We start from the raw sequence: 19,245 nt of genomic DNA on the forward strand, positions 1-19,245 counted from the left end.
TCAAGTCTAGCACGGAGTTATTGGCTGGCCACTGCAGGTTTCGATAAACTCCCGGGACTTTGACCAGAACCGTAAGCAGGAACACGTGATGACCGCAATCCAGATCCGAACACCGGCGCTGACCATCCGGGCTGGGCGACGGGCCCTTCAGCGCCTGAGGGACAAGCCGTTAACACCGGCGGACGTCCACGTGATACCCGGCGCCGCCGGTGGCCCGAAAGCCCTGGGAATCAGCGGTCTGGATAAGGCCATCTTCGGTGACTGGTTGCCCCGGGCACCGCAAGAGCGGGTGCTGATCGGCTCGTCCATCGGCAGCTGGCGGTTCGCGGCGATTGCCTCATCCAGCGATCCGAAAGGCCAACTGGCCAGGCTGGCGGAACTCTATACCAGCCAGCGTTTTGCCAAGGGGGTCAGTGCCGCCGAGGTGTCCCGCAAGAGTGTTCTGTTTCTGGAAGAACTTTTGGGTGGGCGGGAGGAGTATATCCTCAATCACCCCTGGTACCGTTTGAATGTGGTGGTTGTGCGCAGCCTGGGCTTGCTGGAACACGACGCCAGGGGCCGCCTGGGTCTGGGCCTGATGAGTGCAATCAGCGCCAATATGGTCAGTCGTCGCCACCTTGGCCGATTCATGGAGCGGGGTATCGTGCACGATGCCCGCATCAGGACGCCGGTGTCCAAGCTGGTGGATTTTCCCAGCCATGAAGTGGCGCTGTCCGCAGACAATCTGCTGCCTGCGCTACTGGCCTCCGCTTCGATTCCGCTGGTTATGTCCGGTGTTCGGAATATTCCCGGAGCCCCGGATGGCGTCTACCGGGATGGCGGGCTGCTGGACTACCACCTGGATCTGCCCTACGAGCAACCGGGCATCATCCTGTACCCGCACTTTACCGATAAGGTAGTGCCGGGTTGGTTTGACAAGACCTTGCCGTGGCGCCGGGGCGATGCCACCCGATTACAGGATGTGCTGCTGGTCTCCCCGTCCCGGGCGTATCTGGACAGCCTGCCGGACCGCAAACTGCCAGACCGGAAAGACTTCGAGAAGTACCTTGGCGACGATTCAGGCCGTGAACGATCCTGGCGCGCATCCATTGCCGAGAGTGACCGGCTGGGGGACGAGTTCCTCGAACTTGTGGAGAGCGGGCGCCTGCTGGATCGGGTTCAGCCATTGTAGCCATTGGCAATCTTGATTGCGCTCAGTCTGAAGCCTGTGACTCCGTGGATCGGGTCCTTCAATACCATCACCCGCACCACCGCCGGGACCGTCCGCTCGGCGCTGCGGTGCAAAAGATTCACATCTACCCTGGCCAGGGTGGCCTCTTGCCGGGCTGCGGCCAGGCACTGGTCGAAGCGTTCACGGTCGGGCTCGGCGACCAGTTCGCTGAACGGCCGGTTGACAAGGTCTGACGGCGCCAGTCCCAGCACATCCGCTACCTGTGCCGATATGAATCCGATCTGCCCCTGTTCATCCAGTTCGCTGACAATGGCTCCGGACAGCGCGACCAGGTCCCGACTGCGGGATTCGCTGTCATTCAGTGCCTGGCGCAGCACGTTCTTCTCGACCTGCAAGTTGGTGATCCGTTGGTCAGCGATCCTGTTCAGCCTGGCCAACCGATGGCCGTTGTCGTCTTTCCGGGCAGCCTGCCGGCAGAGGGCGAGGGCGAGCAGCGTTGCCACGACGCTAATCAGCCCGCCACTGGCGCCAACGAGCCACCCCACACGCCGGGCCGGCGATGCCAGCAACCGGGTATCCGGCCAGGTGGTCACCATCCAGTGCCGGCCGTTGGTCTGCAATTCGGTTCTCAGGGCGTCATTACCGGCCGGATGGCGTGAGCTGCCCAGCTGTATCAGTGGTTTCTTGGTGTGGCGTTCCAGGGTATCGATCCTGAGACTGATGCCATCCTGAAGTCCGGTTGCCAGGGAAGCCCGGAGCTCTTGAAGCTGTTCGTCTTCCTGCGATAGCCGGGCAAGATGGATGACAACCTGGCTGACCAGGGATTGATGCAGGGCCTGATAACGCTGGTGGGCAAGCTGATGAGCCATGTCTGAGGCGAGGCGGGCCGTCAGGAGGCTCAGAATGACGCCGCAGACCAGAATGACGGCCGGACCCCAGAGCCCCGGCCAGAGGCCAGGCCGGCGCGGGCCCGGATAAGGGATGTCAGAGAGGTCGCTGTCCATGCTGAAAGCCTCTGGAGCTGTTACGGAAAGTGTGTCCAGATTACTCTAGACCAGCTCCGGCACTTTCGAAAGACGGAAGCAGTTATCGGCTGGCGTTCCGGGCGGTACCGTACACCAGCAGAAAAGCCAGGAAGGCGGTCACTACCACCGACGGCCCGGCTGGAGAATCGAGGTGCCAGGACAGCGTCAGGCCGCCGGTCACGGCGATAAAGCCGAACACCACCGCCAGTGCCATCATGTGTTCCGGATTTTTGGCCAGGCGCCTGGCGGTGGCCGCAGGAATGATCAACAGGGCGGTAATCAGCAGGACCCCGACAATCTTCATCGCCACGGCAATCACCAGGGAGAACATCAGCATCAGCGCCAACCGCAAACGCTCCACAGGTATTCCCTCCACCCGGGCCAGCTCCTCGTGGATGGTGCTCATCAACAGCCCGCGCCAGAGCATCGCCAGCAGGGTCAACACGAAAGCCGCGCCGCCGTAGATCCACAGCAGGTCCTGGCGGCTCATGGCCAGCAGGTCACCGAACAGCAGGCCAGTCAGGTCAACCCGCACATCCGGCATGAAGCTCAGGGAGACCAGGCCGATGGCCAGGGCGCTGTGGGCGAGAATGCCCAGCAAGGTGTCGGTGGCCAAAGCCCGGGTGCGCGAGAGCAACACCAGAGCGACGGCGATGGTGACGCAGGTGATGACGACGCCCAGGTTCATTGGAACGCTGATCAGGAAACTCAGGGTGATGCCAAGTAACGCGGAATGGGCCAGGGTGTCGCCAAAATACGCCATTCGCCGCCAGACTACGAAGCAGCCCAGGGGGCCGGCCACCAGGGCAACACCCAGTCCACCCAGCAGTGCCCGCCAGAAAAAATCCCCGAGCACAGAATCAATGATGCTCATGGTCACAGGCTCCCTGAACGTCAGTGCTGGTCACAACGTCACCGTGCAGGTTATGGCGGTGGTTATGATTGTGGTGATAGACCGCCAGAGATTCGGCCACCTGGTGGCCAAAGGTCTCGATAAACGCGGGGTCGTGAGAAATGTCGGCCGGGTAACCGCTGCAACACACGTGCTGGTTCAGGCATATGACCTTGTCGGTGGCGGCCATGACCAGGTGCAAGTCGTGGGAAATCATGATCACACCGCAATTCAGCTCATCACGGAGTTGGCGGATCAGGTCATACAGGGCCGCCTGGCCGTTGATATCCACACCCTGGGCGGGTTCGTCCAGCACCAGAAGGTCCGGTCGCCGTGCCAGTGCCCGAGCCAGCAACAAACGCTGTTTTTCGCCGCCTGACAGGTGATGCACCGAGGCATCCAGCAGGTGCCGGACACCGGTGCGCTCCAGCGCCGCTTCGCATTCTGCGCCGGAGCGGCCGCTCAACAGCATGAACCGGCGTACGCTCAGGGGCAGCGTCGCCTCCAGGGACAGGTGCTGGGGCACATAGCCAATGACCAGGCTGTTGGCCAGCGAGACCTTGCCAGAGCTGGGCTTCTGGATACCCAGAACGGCTTTGATCAGGGTGGTCTTCCCGGCACCATTGGGACCGATAATGGTGATGATGTCGCCCCTGCGAACCGCCATCTCAACACGGTCCACCACCGGGCGGTCGTCGAACTGTACGGTCAGCTGATGCAGGCGCACCAGGGCATCAGGCATGGCCGGGTTCTCCCTGGCACCGGGGGCAACGACCGGCCACTTCCATGGTGATTTCTTCGGGCCGGAAGGCTACGTCAGCCGCCGCGGCTTCTACCGCGCGAGTGACGTCCGGTGCGTCCAGCTCAAGCACGTTTCCGCATTCTCGGCAGATCAGGAAAGTGCCCCGGTGGTGTTCACCGGCATGGGTGCAGCCGGTAAATGCGTTCAGGGAGGCAATCCGGTGCACCAGACCGTATTGCAACAGGAAATCCAGGGCCCGGTACACGGTGGGTGGGGCGGCGTTATGGCCCTCGGTGCCCAGCATGGCGAGAATGTCGTAGGCCCCGAGGGGCTTGTGAGATTGCCAGATCAATTCCAGAACCCGTTCACGGATGGGGGTGAGGCGGGCATTCTGTTGTCGGCAAATGGCCCGGGCATCCGCCAGGGCCTGGCTAACACAGGCCTCGTGGTTGTGCGGGCGATAAGGAAGCGCGCGTTCGGGCATAGTCTGGATCCTGCAAAGTTTGCAACATTATAACATTTGCAGGCTGTACTGCTACGGCTGTGACCAGGTGGCCATCAGTGTCTGGCGGTTAGCGCCAGTGACTCCAGGTACTCGAGGTTGGGAATCCAGGCTGCTTCGCCGTCGACTTCCACCTGCATGAGGTCGGCCGGTCCGGCTTCGCCGTCCAGTTTCCGGACTTGCTCTTTCACCAGTCGGGCCTGGCTGGGAATGCCCTGGGTGACCAGCGCCATGAACGGGGCCTGCTGATGGCTGTCACCGATGGTGTTGAGCACAATGATTCTGCCCCGGTTGTCTCCGGGTACGGTCAGGGTTCCGCCGTTGGCTGCGTCATAGGATATGACCGGCAGCGTAAGGCCACGCCAGTCCAGGAAGCCCACCAGCCATTCCGGGGTACTGGCGCCGGCGTCGGTGCTGTTAAAATCCACCACTTCCGCGATCGACACGTTGGGTAGTAATAATTGCCGGTCACTGACCGGAATCATGACGCAGGAGAGGGACTGGCTGTTCTCTTTCATGACGTGTTACCTCAGGCGGAATCCCGTTTCTGCCGGCTTTTGAGCAGACAGTTGTTCTCAATGGTTTTCACCAGTTCCTTCGCCAGTTGCTCCGGTGTGCCGCAGAAGCTGCTGCAGCCGGTAGCGGCGACCGAATCCGGCATCGAACTGTTGCCGCAACTCTTGCTTTCCTGCACCCAGATGCGACTGCCGTAGGCTTTAAGCATGGGCGCTGCAATGGCGCCATCGTTGCCCATGCCGGAAAACAGGATGGCGTGGCAACGCTTGCCGTAGTAATCGGCGACGTTAAGCAAGACCTGGTCGATGGACGGGCCATAGGGACCAGGCCAGGGCGTGTTGCGTTCTGTCAGTTGGCCCTGGGTGTCGAACGTCCATTCCCGCTCAACCGGCATCAGCACCACATCACCGTTTCGTACCCGGTAGCCTTGTTCCGCCCGTTTGAGCTGGTAGTGGGCATGTCGCCCAAGAACCCGGGTCAGTACCTCGGTGAAGTTGCCATCAATATGTTGCGCGTACACAAAGCCCACCGGTAACCCGGGTGGCAGATTGTCCAGAAACGTTTTGACGGCAGCGGGTCCGCCGAGGGAAGCGCCGAGCACCCAGACGTCCTCTGCCAATGAGCCTGGCGCCGCCGGGGCGATCCAGCGAGGCAGTTCCGGCGCCGACTGAGGCGCAGGTGTGGTCTCCACCAATTCTTCCAGATCGCTGGCGGTGTCCAGGGCCTCCAGGTGGCCAAGGTGCTGCTCCAGCTTGTCCACAAGCCGTCGTTCCCAACGAAAATAGTCGGTACTACCGGGTTTGGGCGCCGGATCAACTCCGAAAAGTACCGGGGCGTCGGTATTTTCCAGCAAATGATCAAACAGCGCTGGATGGTCAGCCTCGTCTTCCAGGGTGACCAGCCACAGGCATGCATCCGGGAATTCCGGATAGTCCATCAGTCGGGACGGATCGCCGGAAAATGACACTTCCAGGCCGAATTTACCGGTGGCGGCCTGCAACCGGTGGCGTTGCAGGACCACATCGGAAACAATCCCGACCCCGGGCCGGCCAGGTTGGCCGGCCATCACTGATTCCCGGTCAACCGCTTGATGGTGTCAAGCAGTTCGGCTTCCTGGAACGGCTTGCCCAGATACTCGTTGACCCCGATCGACAGTGCCCGTTCCCGGTGTTTCTCGCCGGTCCGGGAGGTGATCATGCAGATCGGTGTTTCCTTCAGGTTGTCGTCGTGGCGCACGAAACTGGCCACCTCGAAACCGTCCATCCGGGGCATTTCGATGTCCAGCAAAATGATGTCCGGGCGATGATCCTGAAGCTGCGCCACCGCATCCAGACCGTCCTTCGCGGTGATGACTTCCATGCCGTTTCGTTCCAGCAAGCGGGAGGTAACCTTGCGCACGGTTACCGAGTCGTCCACCACCATAACCGTGGTGATCTTCTCCTCGTAGCGGCTGGTTTCCCGGGCTTTCTCGAGGTTGGCCAGGCGTTGCCGTTCAGACAGAATGTCGGAACGGATCATTGCTGGCAGGTCAAGAATCACCACCACGTTACCGTCACCCAGAATGGTGGCACCGGACACACCGCGCACGGTACTGAACTGCGGGCCCAGGGATTTAACAACGATTTCCCGGCTGCCCATCAGGTGGTCCACCTGCAAGGCCATGGGCTGTTCAGCCCCGCGCACCAGAATCACCGGTAACGGCAATGCCTGGCCCTGCAGTTTCGGATGGTGATCGCTGTTAAGCAGGCTGCCCAGATACTGCAGGCGGTATTGCTGGCCGGCGTATTCGTACATGGGGGCATCCGGCTTGTAATACTCTTCCAGCTCGTAGGTGCTGACCCGCACGATACCTTCAATGGTGTTGAGCGGGATGGCATAGAAGTCTTCGCCGGTAGCTACCATCAGGGCGCGGTTGACCGACACGGTAAACGGCAGGCGCACGGTAAAGGTGGTGCCGCGGCCCAGGGCCGAGTCAATATCCAGGCTGCCGCCCAGCTGCTTGATCTCGCTGCCGACCACATCCATACCCACACCACGGCCAGAGATCTGGGTAACTTGTTGGGCGGTGGAGAAGCCGGGCTGCAGGATAAACTGCAGGATTTCCCGCTCTGACAGCTCTTCATCGGCCCGCATCAGCCCCTGACGGACGGCTTTGTCGCGGATCACGTCGGCAGGAATGCCCTTGCCGTCGTCCATCATACGCAGTACCACATCGCCGCCTTCACGGGTCAGCGACAGGACAACTTCACCGGTGGCGGGCTTGCCGGCTTTCTTGCGTTCTTCCGGAGTTTCAATGCCGTGGTCCAGGGCGTTACGCAGCATGTGTTCCAGGGGCGCGATCATGCGCTCCAGAATATTGCGGTCCATTTCGCCTTCGGCGTTGCGAACATCAAAGTCCACTTTCTTGCCCAGCTCGCCGCTGATCTGGCGCACGATACGGCGCAGGCGTGGCACCATCGAGGCGAACGGAATCATCCGGGTCTTCATCAGACCCTCCTGGAGTTCCGTGTTGATCCGGGACTGCTGTACAAGCAGAGTTTCGGTATCCCGTACCCGGTCGGCCAGGGTTTCCCTCAGGTCGGCAAGGTCAGAGGATGACTCGGACAGTGCCCGGGACAGCTGTTGGATGGAGGAGTAACGGTCCATCTCCAGCGGATCGAAGTCGTCGCCGTAGTCTGGGCCGTGTTCCTGTTCCGCCCGGAACAGAATCTGGGCCTCTGTCTCGATATCCATCCGGCGCAGCTGTTCACGCAAACGTTCGATGGTGGCGGCCATTTCATCCAGGGTGTGGCTGAAATCGCTGGTTTGCTGCTCCAGGCGGCCCCGGGTAATACTGGTTTCACCGGCCAGGTTGACCAGTTCATCCAACAATGGCGCAGAAACCCGGATGGTTTCCTGAGCCGCACGCTGGGCTTCGGCCGCCTTGTTGCGGATCTTGGCCGGTGCTTTTGCTGGCTTGGGCTGTTCCGGGGCTGGTTTGGCCGGCGCTTCTGGTTGCGGGGCCGGTACCTCGGCTGGCTGCTCAGCCGCCGGCTCTGGCTGCGTTGAATCGGCCTGTGTCTGTGACGGTGCGATCACCGGTGCACCCGACTCAAAGCGAGTGCGGATAGCCGACACCAAACCAATAATGGCGTCGTGGTCCTCGGTAATCGCCTGCCACTGGCTGTCGTCCGGAGCGTTTCCACCCAAATCAATCAAGCGGGTTTCAAAGGCGTGGGCTTTGTCACCCAGTTCGCTAAGTTGCGACAACCGTGCGCCACCCTTGAGGGTGTGCAGGGCTCGTTGGGCCTCCTGGTTGAAATGATGGTTGGCTGGCTCTTTGCGCCAGTCATCCAGCAGCTGCTCGAGCTGGTCCATGATCTCGCCGGCTTCCTCCAGGAAGATCTCCAGCACTTCTGGATCTACCACTTCCGAGCCGGCCCCGGCGGATGCCTCCGGGGTCTCCGCCAGGTCGTCGGACACCTGGCCGGTGGCCTGGAAGTCGGCAATCAGGTCGCTGTCAGACTTAGGTTTCTGGCCCGCTTCAATGGTATCCAGCATGGACTTGAGGCTGGCCAGGGCCCGGTCGCTGAGCGTCAGCAGACCTTGCTGATCGTTACCGCCGGAGACCAGAGTATCCAGCGCGTCCGACCAGGCCTCGGCAAGGTCGGCAATCGGGTCGACATCGGACAGGCGGGCGCCACCCTTAAGGGTATGCAGTTCCTGCTGCAATCGGGTGATGCCGGCCAGTTCGTCCGGTTCTTCACGCCACTGGTCGAGGCATTCGGTGATGGCTTCGTGGATCTCCAGGCCTTCGTCCAGGAAGATGCCAATCAGGTCGTCATCGGAGGCCGCTGCCAGAGTCCCGGTTGGTTCTTCATGGTCATCAGTGCCGGCCTCGGCGATGGTCTCCGGGCTCTGATCCTTGGCGCCTGGCTCTTCCGCCTCCTCCACCTCTGCCGCAGGCAAGGTTTGTACTGGCGCCGGGGTCTCGCCCCGCAGAATCGCTTCCACCTGCTGAACCAATTCATCGGCCGGCGGGCAGGGCTTCTGGGTGGCGACCTGTTCAACCATCTGAGCCAGACGATCGTGGCAGGCAAACAGCAGGTCAGTCATTTCGCCGCTGGCGTCGAGCTGGCCTTCCGCCACTTTCTCGAAAAGGTCTTCCAGCACGTGAGTCAGGTCGCCGATGGCGTCGACACCGGCCATGCGGGCGCCACCCTTGAGGGTGTGTACTTCCCGCTGCAGGACAGCTGCAACCTCACGATCCGATGGATCTTCGCTCCAGGCATGTAACGAGCTGCCGGTGGAGTTGATCAGGTCATAGGCTTCCTCGAGGAAAATGCCTACCAATTCAGGATCAAGGTGTGAAAGGTCTGTGGCCTGTAATTCGTCTTCCGCAGTGGTCTCTTCTGGTGCCTCGTCAGTCTCGGGCAGCGGCAGCTCCTGGTCTTCGGACACGTCTACGGTGTCAGAGAGGCTGACGTCGGTGACCGGCCGTGAGCCCCGTGCGGTATCGATGTAGGCGTGGATCTCGGCAATCAGATCCGGTGCCGGCCTTGGTGGCTCCTGGGTTTCCAGGGCCTCTACCATGCCTGCCAGACGGTCATGGCAGCGGAACAGCAGATCAGACAGGGTATCGGTGACGGCAAACCTCTGCTCGGTCAGTCCCTCGAACAGGTTTTCAAGTTCATGGGACAGGTCGCCCACCGAGGGGATGTCGGCAAGCCGTGCACCGCCCTTAAGGGTATGCAGGTCACGCTGCAGCAGGCGCAGGATGTCCAGGTTGCCGGTGTCTTCGCTCCAGCTCTGCAAGGCATCGGCGGTGCTGTTGATCAGGTCGCGGGCTTCCTCGAGGAAGATTTCTGCCAGTTCCTCGTCAATATCGCTGTCATCCGAGGACAGTTCCGGCAGCGGTGGCTGCTCGCTCTCGGCGGGTTCGGGCGCACCCTGGTCCAGTTCTTCCAATTCGAGGCTGAGGTCGATTTCTTCCAGATCCTCGGTGAACTGCTGGTCAAACTCGCTTGGTTCCTGGCTGACTTGTGATGACGCGCTGGTCAGTTCGTCGAGTTCTTCGATCAAGCCGTCGCTGGGTTCGGTGGCGAGACCGGCAGCCACTTGATCCATCAGGTTGATCAGTTGTTCCTGGGCTGGGCGAACGGTGGCGAAGAAGTCGTCGCCCGGTGTCAGCTGGTTTTCTGCGACCGCCGTGTAGGTGCGGGTCAGGGCAGCGGCCAGGTTGGCCACATCCGTCAGGCCGGCATCAGATGCTCCCTGAGTCAGTTGTTCCAGTTCCTCACGCAAGGTGGCCAGTGAGTCGGTGCGCTCCGGGTGCTGTGCCCAGTCGTCGAGGATCGATTCAGCGTCCAGAACAATGTCCAGACCTTCACCGAGGAACAGCTGAACGAGTTGCGTTGGAGCCTGCTCAGACTGCTGCTGGTCGTCAGACATGGCATGTGAAAGCAGGGTTTGCTGGCTGATCTGTTGCAGTCTTGCCAGATATTCATCGGTGCCCTCGAGCGACCCTTGCGGGTTGCTTCTGAGTTGGGCCAGGCCTTCGGTCAGGTAGCGGCTGGCCTGTTCGATCAGTTCCAGAACGTCCCGGTCCGCACGTTTGTTCTGGGCCCTGGACTCTTTAACAAAGCGTTCAAGCGGCGTAATAACCTCGGCAATCGGGCCGATACCGGCAGTATGGGCGCTGCCCTTGAGGGTGTGGAGGGCCCGGGAAAGGTCATCGGTGTAGGCGGCCGAGGTCTTGTCACCGGCTGCGGCCAGATAATCCTTGAGGGTTTGCAGGTGGGTTTCGGTTTCGTTCTCGAAAATCTCGAGAAGAACGGGATCGACGTCCTGATCTGGCTCACCGGCGCCCGCATCGAATTCCGGTTCGGCGTGTTCCAGACCGGTATCCTGGGCTGTCTGGCCTTCATCACCTATCTCGGCTTCCGCCGGGGGCATGGAGGTGGCGTCTGGAATCTCGCCGTTGGCCAGGGCGGTTGCCCGGGCCTGCATGACCGAGGTATCGACGCTGGCGGGGCGACGTTGCTCGAAATCAGACACCAGGGCAGGGACGGCGTCGGTCACGTCCTGAACCAGTTGTGCCACGTCGTCGTTCATGAAAATGCTACCGTCGATAACCCGGTTGAGCATGTTTTCCACAGACCAGGCCAGTTCGCCGATCACCTCGGCACCCACCATCCGGCCACTGCCCTTCAGGGTGTGGTAGGCGCGGCGCACTTCCGCCAGGGCGGTGCGGTCGTCGTGCTGGCGCAACAGCATCGGCAGGTATTCGCGGATGGTGTCGAGCACTTCCCCGGCTTCTTCGATGAAGATTTCCAGAATCTCATCGTCGATCAGGTCATCACTGTCACCGGCGTCGGTGGCGGCCGGCTGTGCAATCTCTTCCGACAGAGACTCATCCGGTTGCGCAGATTCGGGAACAGAACTGGTCTCAGGCTGCTCTGCTGGTGCGGGGGCTTCGTCTGCCTCGGCCCGGCGAGTAGTGGCCAGGGCTTCGGCCCGCTCGATCAGTTCGGCAACGTCACCGCTGCTGTGGCCATCCCTGAATTCGTTAATCAGTGATGGAATTCGGCTGTTAACTTCGTCGACCAGCGCAAACAGGTCGTCACCGGGCTTGATGGTCTGATCGATCACCCGGTTCAGCAGGTTCTCTACCGACCAGGCCAGTTCGCCGATACTGGAAGCCCCTACCAGACGGCCACTGCCTTTAAGCGTATGGAACGCCCGGCGCACTTCGGTCAGTGCCTCACGATCGTCGTGGCTCTGGCGCAGGCGGGGGTAGAATTCATGGATGGTCTGGAGAACCTCTTCGGCCTCCTCCACGAAAATGCCCAGAATTTCGTCATCGACCAGCTCGTCATCCGATGCCTTGGCCACATCTGGCGTCTCGCCTGGCTCCTGAACTTCCACAGTCGGCACGGAGGTGGATTCGGACGCCTGCTGGTCGAGGTTCCAGGTTGGCTCCTGTCCTACCGGGAAACCAAGCCCTGCCAGGCTGTCTTCGGCCACTCTCAGAATGGAGTCGTTATCGCTGATGCCTTCCGCCAGGCGCTCCAGATAATATTCGATACTGGTGACGGCATCGGCCAGGGTGTCCAGCTGTTTCCAGTCAGGCACCTGCTTGTTACTCAGCAGGACATCGGAAACGTAACGCTCAGCCGAGGCCAGCATGTCTGCCACGCGATCCAGCGGTACCAGGCTCAGCCCGCCGCGAATGCTGTGCAACAGGCCGGGAACATGGTCGATTTCCCGGGTATCCCATTGTGAGGCAATGAAGTTGACGATGGCCGACTTGACCTGTTCGAGGGTGTTGCGCGACTCCCGGAGCAGGGCTTCACTGGCGTCGCCCAGCTCGAGACTGCCCATGTTGGGGCGTTCGCCATCCTGGCTGCCCGACTCAACGTCAGTCCGTCGGTCACTGTCCAGGCCGGCAAGGCTGGCTTCGACATAGAGCAGTGCCCCGGCGATGTCCATCAGGGTGCCATCGTCGGCGGGCTCGGCCTGGCCACACAGTTTTTCGACCAGTTCAACCTGCTCGGTTACCACCTTGCGGGGGATGCCGAGGCCCAGAACGGCCAGGGTATTGGCAACCTGGCGAAGGCCCGGCAGCAGCTCGTCAAGCTCGGTGTTCTGACGCAGTTCGGCCCGCACGAACAGATCGAGCTGATCTTTCAGGCGGGCCAGCTCCTCGTTCAGGGCGCTGACAACAGAATGGATGGCATCACGGCCCGGGCCGGACACGCGGGTGCGGGCCGCGTCCACGTCGTCTTCGGACGGTAACGCGCTGGTTAGCTGATAGGCGTCCCGGAGTGCATTGACCTGCGGGCTGTCCAGGTCACGGGCACGTGCCACGTAATACAGCAGGTGCTTGAACAGGGCTTCCGGTACTGGTTGCTGCAAAATATCGGCGTGCTCGTCGGTCAGCCGTCGAATCTCGGCGTCCAGTTCCCGTAACAGGGATTTAACGGCGGTATTGACCGGGTTCACGTTGGCCCGAAGGGTCTCGACAAAGGCGCTGGCGGCTTTCCAGAGTTCACCGCGGGGTGTTTTCTGGCACAGGCGGATCAGGCGCTGGATGACCTTTTGCATGTAATCGAAATGGGCGGCCAGGTCGGCCTCCCGGACCACGCCGGCAAGGGCAAACTGATACATCTGCCGCAGCTTGCGCAGGTGGCCGAGAACCTTGGGGTCATGCAGTCGTTCGGAGACTTTGCTGCTTACCCGGATCCGGGATGGGCTGAGATCCGGTTTGAACAGTGAGGTGTCCGACAGAAGGGCTTCGCCCCGGGCGGCCCGGAGATCGTTCAGCAGCGGCAGCAACACCATCGGAAAATCGTCACGACTGCTGCCGAGGTGTTCGAGGTACTGGGGCAACTGCAGGATGGCCTGCATGAGGACATCAACGGCTTCGTCAACATTGGTGACGGTTTCGTTCAGGATGGCCTGGGTCAGCTTTTCCATCTCTTCGGTCAGCAAGGCCGCACCGTAGAGTTCCACCATCTGCAGGGTACCGTGTACCTGATGGAGGTAGTTCAGGCAGAAGCGCAGGCGCGCGGTATCGTCACGATTATCGACGTACGCTTCAAGTGCATGCTGGCCCTGGGTCAGCGTGTCCTGTATTTCGCCCCGAACCCAGTCGAGGGCGATACTGTCATGGTGATTGCCCATAACCACTCCGGTTATTCTTCGTCGGACTGACGTTTGATCCACGCCAGCACATGTTCCGAGGGAAGCCTCTGCAGGCCCGGTGGCTGCCAGTCGGTCAGTTCACCCTGGCCAAGCACCAGTAACCCCCCCGGTGCCAGACGCTCTGCTAGCCGTTTGACAATTTCCCGCCGGCGCCAGCGGCGGAAGTAAATCAGCAGGTTCTGGCAGAAGATAATGTTCATGCCGTGCATCGGTGCCTTGTCCAGGTCCAGGACATTGAGCCTGGTAAAACAGACGCGGTCACGGATGCTGTTTACAATCTCAACGGTATTCCGTTCTGATGGACGGAAATACCGGGCTTTCATGTCTTCGTCCATGCCCAGCAATTTGCGGGCATTGAACTGGCCCTGGCGTGCCTTTTCGATGGCGGGCAGGCTGATGTCAGAGCCAGTGACGCCAAACAGGGGCTGCAGTGCCAACTGCCCCATGCATTCATTGAGGATCATCGCCAAGGTGTAGGGCTCTTCGCCGGTTGAACAGCCAACACTCCAGGCTTCCAGGGCACGTTTTCTGAACTGTTCCCGGGGGCGGGTCAGAACATAGTCTGCAACCAGCCGGAAGGCGTCAGGGTCCCGGAAAAACCGGGTTTCCTGAACCGTCAGACGATCAACCAGTGTTGCCCATTCCCTGACGGCATCCGGGCCGTTAACGATTTTCTCGTAATAGGCCTGATAGCTGCTGCAGCCGATTTCCCGCATTCGTATACCCAGATTGGTTTCCAGGAACGAACGGCGTTCGGCCGTCAGGGTGATGCCGGTGCGATGCTCCAGCAGGGTCTGCCACTGGCTGAACTGCGCCTCATCCATATCCGGGAGTCGGCGCAGTGCCCAAATGCCTTCGGCGGGTGACAGTTGGTTATGCATCTGAGCCATAAACCGTCATTCGCCCCGGGCCGGTGATCAGCTGACCACCGGAACGTCGTTGTCTTCCTCTTGCTCCTGATCTGCAAGCTCTTCGTCTGGCAGGGTGAAGCCGGCAACGGAGGACCGCAGTTCAGACGCCATCTCGGCCAGGTTACCGATAGACTTCGCGGTTGCGTTGGTACCGGACGAAGTCTGCGAGGTGATTTCCTGGATGACGTTCATCGTGTTGGAAATGTGCGCCGCAGAGGACGACTGCTGGCGGGCCGCGTTGGAGATGTTCTGGATCAGTTCCGCCAGAGACATGGATACGTTCTCGATTTCCTCGAGGGCGATACCCGCGTCCTGAGCCAGGCGGGCACCACGGACCACCTCGGCGGTGGTGTGTTCCATGGAGATAACGGCTTCGTTGGTGTCAGACTGGATCGTCTTAACCAGCGCTTCGATCTGCTTGGTCGCTGCAGAAGAACGTTCCGCCAGGCGCTGAACTTCGTCCGCAACCACCGCGAAGCCCCGGCCCGCGTCACCGGCCATGGAGGCCTGGATGGCTGCGTTCAGGGACAGGATGTTGGTCTGGTCGGCGATGTCGTTGATCAGGGATACGATGTCACCGATTTCCTGGGAGGACTCACCCAGGCGCTTGATCCGCTTGGAGGTTTCCTGGATCTGCTCACGGATGTTGTCCATGCCGCGGATGGTGTTCTGTACCACTTCCGCGCCTTTCTTGGCGATCGCAACCGACCGCTCCGCAACCGCTGAGGATTCGGCGGCGTTGGAAGATACCTGGTCGATGGACACCGCCATCTCGTTAACCGCGGCAGAGGCGCCGGCAATTTCCTGGGCCTGGTGCTCGGATGCATCGGCCAGGTGCATGGCCGTGGCCTGGGTTTCCTGGGCGGCTGAGGCTACCCGTACCGCCGTGCCACGAATCGCCTGTACCAGTCCACGCATCTGGTCGATCGCGTAGTTGATGGAGTCCGCGATGGCACCGGTGAAGTCCTCGGTTACCGTGGCCTCGGTGGTCAGGTCACCATCCGCCAGGTCGGCGAGTTCGTCCAGCAGTCGCAGGATCGCGTTCTGGTTCTGTTCATTCTGCTCCTGAGTCGCAGAAAGTCGAGCCTGGGCATCGCGATACAGGGCCACACCGATGATGACCACGATCGCCACCATGGCTGCCAGCAGGAAGAAGGCCAGGGTCGGGCTGATGAAGCGGGAGCTGGACTGACGGGCAAAACCGTCGGCCAGAACGGAGAGCTCAGACAGCAGGATCTCGGAGTTCTGGAAGATGTCACTGGCAGCGGTACGAACCTTGAAGAGGTCGGGAGAGGCTTCAAGGATCGCATCAACGTTCTGGGAAACGAATTCGAACAGCTCGTCTACCGCCTCCAGGCCGTAGATAGCGTCTTCATCGGCTACCCTGGAGATGCCCATGGCGGGGTTGCCGTTAAGCTGACCGTCCAGTACCCGGCCAAACAGGCTGGCGTCACGGCCGAAACGGTCAGCGGCGATAACCGCGTCTTCGTCACCGGACAGTACGTTGTTGACAGAACGCACGATACGCTCTGCCAGCAGCGACTGGCGCTGTGCCAGGGCGATCTGCTCCGCCGGAGCGTTGTTGTCCAGCAGGATCTGTACGATGTCATCGTACTCCACCTGCAACTGGGGAATGGTTTCGTTCAGGGTCCGGGCTACTTCGTGCAGGCCAAGTACCGCATCCCGGGTAGACAGGATGCTGTCGGCGTTGTCCCGAACCGTGTTCCAGTTCTGCTGAACGCCACTGCGCTGGGCCATTTCACTGGCAGGCAGGCCGGTGGCCGGATTACCTTCTGAGACGAATGACCAGAGCTGCTGGAAGTCATCCCGGGAGCGACGAAGCTGGTCGAAGGCTTCGGCGGTACCGCCGGCGGCCTCGGTGGCGTTCTTCGCGATCTCCTGGGAGAGCACCCGCATTTCGGCGGTGTTGGCGATGTATTCCTGGTCGTTCTGGCTATCCCTGTTAATAATGAACAGGACCACAACGAGCAGGACGGTGAGTGCAATCAGCGCAGCGATCAGGCCGGCAACCAGTCTGTTGCCCCCCTGTCCCATGCTGAGTCTTCCGGCTCTGTTTTTCATTTTCTGGCTCCCGGCCTCTTTCTTTCTGGAAATGGCAAGTTTTTGTAACGGGTTTCAGACGGTCAGGGTGATGTTCCTGCCAGTGCTCACACCCTTACCACTGTGCGACATCGAGAAAACGCTCATCTTCCACCAGATCGGCGGCAGAGAACACTTTCCAGACCTCCTCGTTGCGCTCATAACCTCCGGTCACGAACGGACGAATGCTGTCGGGTACTCCCTCGGGAGTCGCCCTGAAACTGTCTTTTGCAAAGTACTGCATGCCCAGCACGGAATCGACCACCAGGCCGCTGAATACGTCGCCTTCCTCAATGACCAGAACCCGACGCTCGCGCATACTGCGGGAGGATCGGGGAACATCGAAGAAGCCAGCGAGATCAACCAGGGGCAGAAGGCGGCCGCGAACATTGGCAGCACCCATCAAAAACGAGCGAACCCCCGGGATATGAGTAAACCGGGGGACGTGCAGGATTTCGGTGACTTCACCCATGGGTGCGACATAGCGCTCACCCGCCAGAACAAAACCGATGCCGTTCCAGAGTTCAACGGCCTCCTGTTGTTCCGGAAGGCCGGCGGCTAATGACCGGCTGCGCTGGGCGATATCCGTCAGAACGGCGAAAGGGGCGGCCTGGGCGGACATGCTTACTCCACGGTTAGGGATCAGGCAATCAGGCTGTTGATTGTTTTGATCAGGTCATCTTCGTTAACCGGCTTGACCAGGTAACCCTTGGCGCCCTGGCGGGTTCCCCACACGCGGTCGGTTTCCTGATCCTTGGTGGTAACAATCACAACCGGAATGGACGCGGTTTCTGGCGCGCGGGTCAGCTGGCGGGTGGCCTGAAAGCCATTGAGGCCAGGCATGACCACGTCCATCAGAACCAGGTCCGGGGTTTCTGCGCGGGCTTTGGCCACGCCGTCCGCACCGTTGTCGGCGGTCAGCACTTCGTGCTTGTGTTTTTCCAGGATGGTGGAAATTTTTTTAACTTCTGTTGGCGAGTCGTCAACAATCAGAATGCGGGCCATGTTTTCCTCGATAATTACTGGTGTCAGCAGGTTTACTGTTGCGCCTGTGGAATGTACTGGCGAATAGTATTGAGCAGCTCATCCTTGCTGAACGGTTTGGTCAGATACTGGTCCGAGCCAACGATCCGGCCTTTTGCCTTGTCGAAAAGGCCGTCCTTGCTCGAGAGCATGATAACCGGCGTCTTTTTGAAAGAGGAATTGTTCTTGATAAGTGCGCAGGTCTGGTAGCCATCCAGTCGGGGCATCATGATATCAACAAAAATGATGTCCGGCTGGGAATCGGCAATCTTGGCCAGAGCGTCAAAGCCGTCAGTGGCGGTGATGACCTCACAACCGACCTTTTTGAGAAGGGTTTCTGCGGTGCGACGAATGGTTTTGCTGTCGTCAATCACCATAATCTTCAGATTCTCGAAGTTGTCATCCATTGTCCAACTGCCTTGCGCTCTAGCGACTGTCGTTATTTTCAAACGGGGGTTTTAACACAAACCTTAAGGTTGTTCTATAAACCCCGCTCATTTATAGAGTATCGATGGCCGGATAAAAAGTATTAGTTTGTGACCAAATGTACTTCTGCCTGTGCCGTCACGGATTTAACTGTGGATTTCACCGGGTGCAATCAAGGCTCGGGTACAATACCATTTCCAGCATAGCACTTTATCGCTGGTTCGCTCTGCTGACCGGTTCGTGTTTTCACATCGAAATTCCAGGAGACTCTGATGACAGTCCGGCTCGGGATCGTGATGGATCCTATCGAAGACATCAGCTTCAAGAAAGACAGTTCGCTGGCCATGTTACTGGCGGCGCAGAAACGCGGTTGGCAGATCGAGTATATGGAACAGCACGATCTGTATCTGGCGGGTGGCCAGGCCCGTGCCCACACCCGCGATCTCACCGTGCATATGGACCCGGAAAACTGGTTCAGCTATGGCGCCAGCCAGGATCGGGCCCTGGGTGATCTGGATGTTATTCTGATGCGCAAGGATCCGCCGGTGGATCGCGAGTTCCTGATGGCCACTTATATATTGGGGGCTGCTGAGCAACAGGGTGCGCTGGTGGTCAATCCGGCGGCCACGCTGCGGGATTGCAACGAGAAGCTGTTTGCCACCCAGTTTGAGGACCTCACGCCGCCGTTGATCGTCACCCGTTCCTCCCAGCGTTTCCGGGAGTTCTATGCTGAGCATGGCGACATCATCATGAAACCCGTGGATGGCATGGGCGGCCGGTCGATTTTCCGGGTCAGGGAAAACGATGCGAACCTTGGGGTGATCATTGAAACCCTGACCAACCATGGCGCCCACCAGGCGATGGCGCAGAAATTCATTCCGGAAATCACCGACGGCGACAAGCGGATTCTGCTGATCGAGGGCGAGCCGGTGCCTTACGCCCTTGCGCGAATTCCATCCCAGGGTGAAAATCGCGGCAACCTGGCGGCCGGGGGGCGTGGAGAGGGGCGCGAACTGACCGCGCGGGATCGGGAAATCTGTGCCCGCGTAGCGCCGGTGATCAAGGAAAAAGGGCTGATGTTTGTCGGGCTGGATGTGATCGGCGATTACCTCACCGAAATCAATGTCACCAGCCCAACCTGTATCCGCGAGCTGGATGCGGCCTTTGGCATCGACATTGCCGGCATGCTGATGGATGCCATTGATCGGCGCCTGGGCCGGAGCTGAGTCAGGCTTCCTCCAGGCACGTGCAG

General features: G+C 60.3%; 14 protein-coding genes. 2 read left to right on the forward strand and 12 right to left on the reverse strand.

The annotated features are described in order from the left end of the window. The first annotated feature begins 88 nt into the window (after positions 1 to 88). Positions 89 to 1,171 carry a patatin-like phospholipase family protein gene (locus ACZ5Q2_RS05210; RefSeq protein ID WP_432210390.1) on the forward strand — a complete coding sequence of 361 codons (1,083 nt, stop codon included), beginning with the start codon at positions 89 to 91 and terminating at the stop codon, positions 1,169 to 1,171. On the opposite strand, the gene ACZ5Q2_RS05215 is transcribed toward ACZ5Q2_RS05210, so the two are convergent. From ACZ5Q2_RS05215 to pilG, 12 genes are all read right to left on the reverse strand, one after another. Beyond that, on the reverse strand, positions 1,159 to 2,175 hold the full coding sequence (locus ACZ5Q2_RS05215; RefSeq protein WP_432210389.1) for a PAS domain-containing protein: 1,017 nt from the start codon (positions 2,173 to 2,175) through the stop codon (positions 1,159 to 1,161). The genes ACZ5Q2_RS05210 and ACZ5Q2_RS05215 overlap by 13 nt on opposite strands. Before the next feature lie 82 nt (positions 2,176 to 2,257). Further along, a complete protein-coding gene (locus ACZ5Q2_RS05220; protein WP_286921391.1) occupies positions 2,258 to 3,070 on the reverse strand; it encodes an iron chelate uptake ABC transporter family permease subunit in 813 nt (270 codons plus the stop codon). After that, a complete protein-coding gene (gene znuC, locus ACZ5Q2_RS05225) occupies positions 3,057 to 3,830 on the reverse strand; it encodes a zinc ABC transporter ATP-binding protein ZnuC (protein ID WP_432210388.1) in 774 nt (257 codons plus the stop codon). The genes ACZ5Q2_RS05220 and znuC overlap by 14 nt, the downstream gene beginning before the upstream one ends. Continuing rightward, positions 3,823 to 4,314 carry a Fur family transcriptional regulator gene (locus ACZ5Q2_RS05230; protein ID WP_058090787.1) on the reverse strand — a complete coding sequence of 164 codons (492 nt, stop codon included), beginning with the start codon at positions 4,312 to 4,314 and terminating at the stop codon, positions 3,823 to 3,825. Before ACZ5Q2_RS05230 ends, znuC begins: the two co-directional genes overlap by 8 nt. Before the next feature lie 74 nt (positions 4,315 to 4,388). Continuing rightward, entirely contained in the window at positions 4,389 to 4,850 is a 462-nt protein-coding gene (locus ACZ5Q2_RS05235) for a chemotaxis protein CheW (RefSeq protein WP_374812669.1), read from the reverse strand. Between the two features lie 11 nt (positions 4,851 to 4,861). Beyond that, positions 4,862 to 5,914, reverse strand: a complete 1,053-nt coding sequence (locus ACZ5Q2_RS05240) for a chemotaxis protein CheB (protein ID WP_432210387.1) — start codon at positions 5,912 to 5,914, stop codon at positions 4,862 to 4,864. Continuing rightward, the gene (locus tag ACZ5Q2_RS05245) at positions 5,914 to 13,512 is read right to left on the reverse strand and encodes an Hpt domain-containing protein (protein ID WP_061331968.1); all 7,599 of its coding nucleotides are present in this window, start codon (positions 13,510 to 13,512) and stop codon (positions 5,914 to 5,916) included. Before ACZ5Q2_RS05245 ends, ACZ5Q2_RS05240 begins: the two co-directional genes overlap by 1 nt. An 11-nt stretch (positions 13,513 to 13,523) precedes the next feature. Further along, complete coding sequence (locus tag ACZ5Q2_RS05250; protein WP_061331967.1) at positions 13,524 to 14,423, reverse strand: CheR family methyltransferase; 900 nt, start codon at positions 14,421 to 14,423, stop codon at positions 13,524 to 13,526. A 27-nt stretch (positions 14,424 to 14,450) separates the two neighbouring features. After that, a complete protein-coding gene (locus ACZ5Q2_RS05255; protein ID WP_058090782.1) occupies positions 14,451 to 16,526 on the reverse strand; it encodes a methyl-accepting chemotaxis protein in 2,076 nt (691 codons plus the stop codon). A gap of 94 nt (positions 16,527 to 16,620) precedes the next feature. After that, positions 16,621 to 17,166, reverse strand: coding sequence for a chemotaxis protein CheW (locus ACZ5Q2_RS05260; RefSeq protein ID WP_061331966.1), 546 nt, complete (start codon positions 17,164 to 17,166; stop codon positions 16,621 to 16,623). 20 nt (positions 17,167 to 17,186) lie between these two features. Then, positions 17,187 to 17,549: a twitching motility response regulator PilH gene (gene pilH, locus ACZ5Q2_RS05265; RefSeq protein WP_011787171.1), complete on the reverse strand. Its 363-nt coding sequence runs from the start codon at positions 17,547 to 17,549 to the stop codon at positions 17,187 to 17,189. Between the two features lie 32 nt (positions 17,550 to 17,581). After that, a complete protein-coding gene (pilG, locus tag ACZ5Q2_RS05270; RefSeq protein WP_058090780.1) occupies positions 17,582 to 17,974 on the reverse strand; it encodes a twitching motility response regulator PilG in 393 nt (130 codons plus the stop codon). 291 nt (positions 17,975 to 18,265) lie between these two features. Between pilG and gshB the strand changes: the two genes are divergently transcribed. Beyond that, on the forward strand, positions 18,266 to 19,219 hold the full coding sequence (gshB, locus tag ACZ5Q2_RS05275) for a glutathione synthase (protein ID WP_061331965.1): 954 nt from the start codon (positions 18,266 to 18,268) through the stop codon (positions 19,217 to 19,219). Positions 19,220 to 19,245 lie beyond the last annotated feature (26 nt).

It is taken from the genome of Marinobacter alkaliphilus, assembly GCF_055394375.1.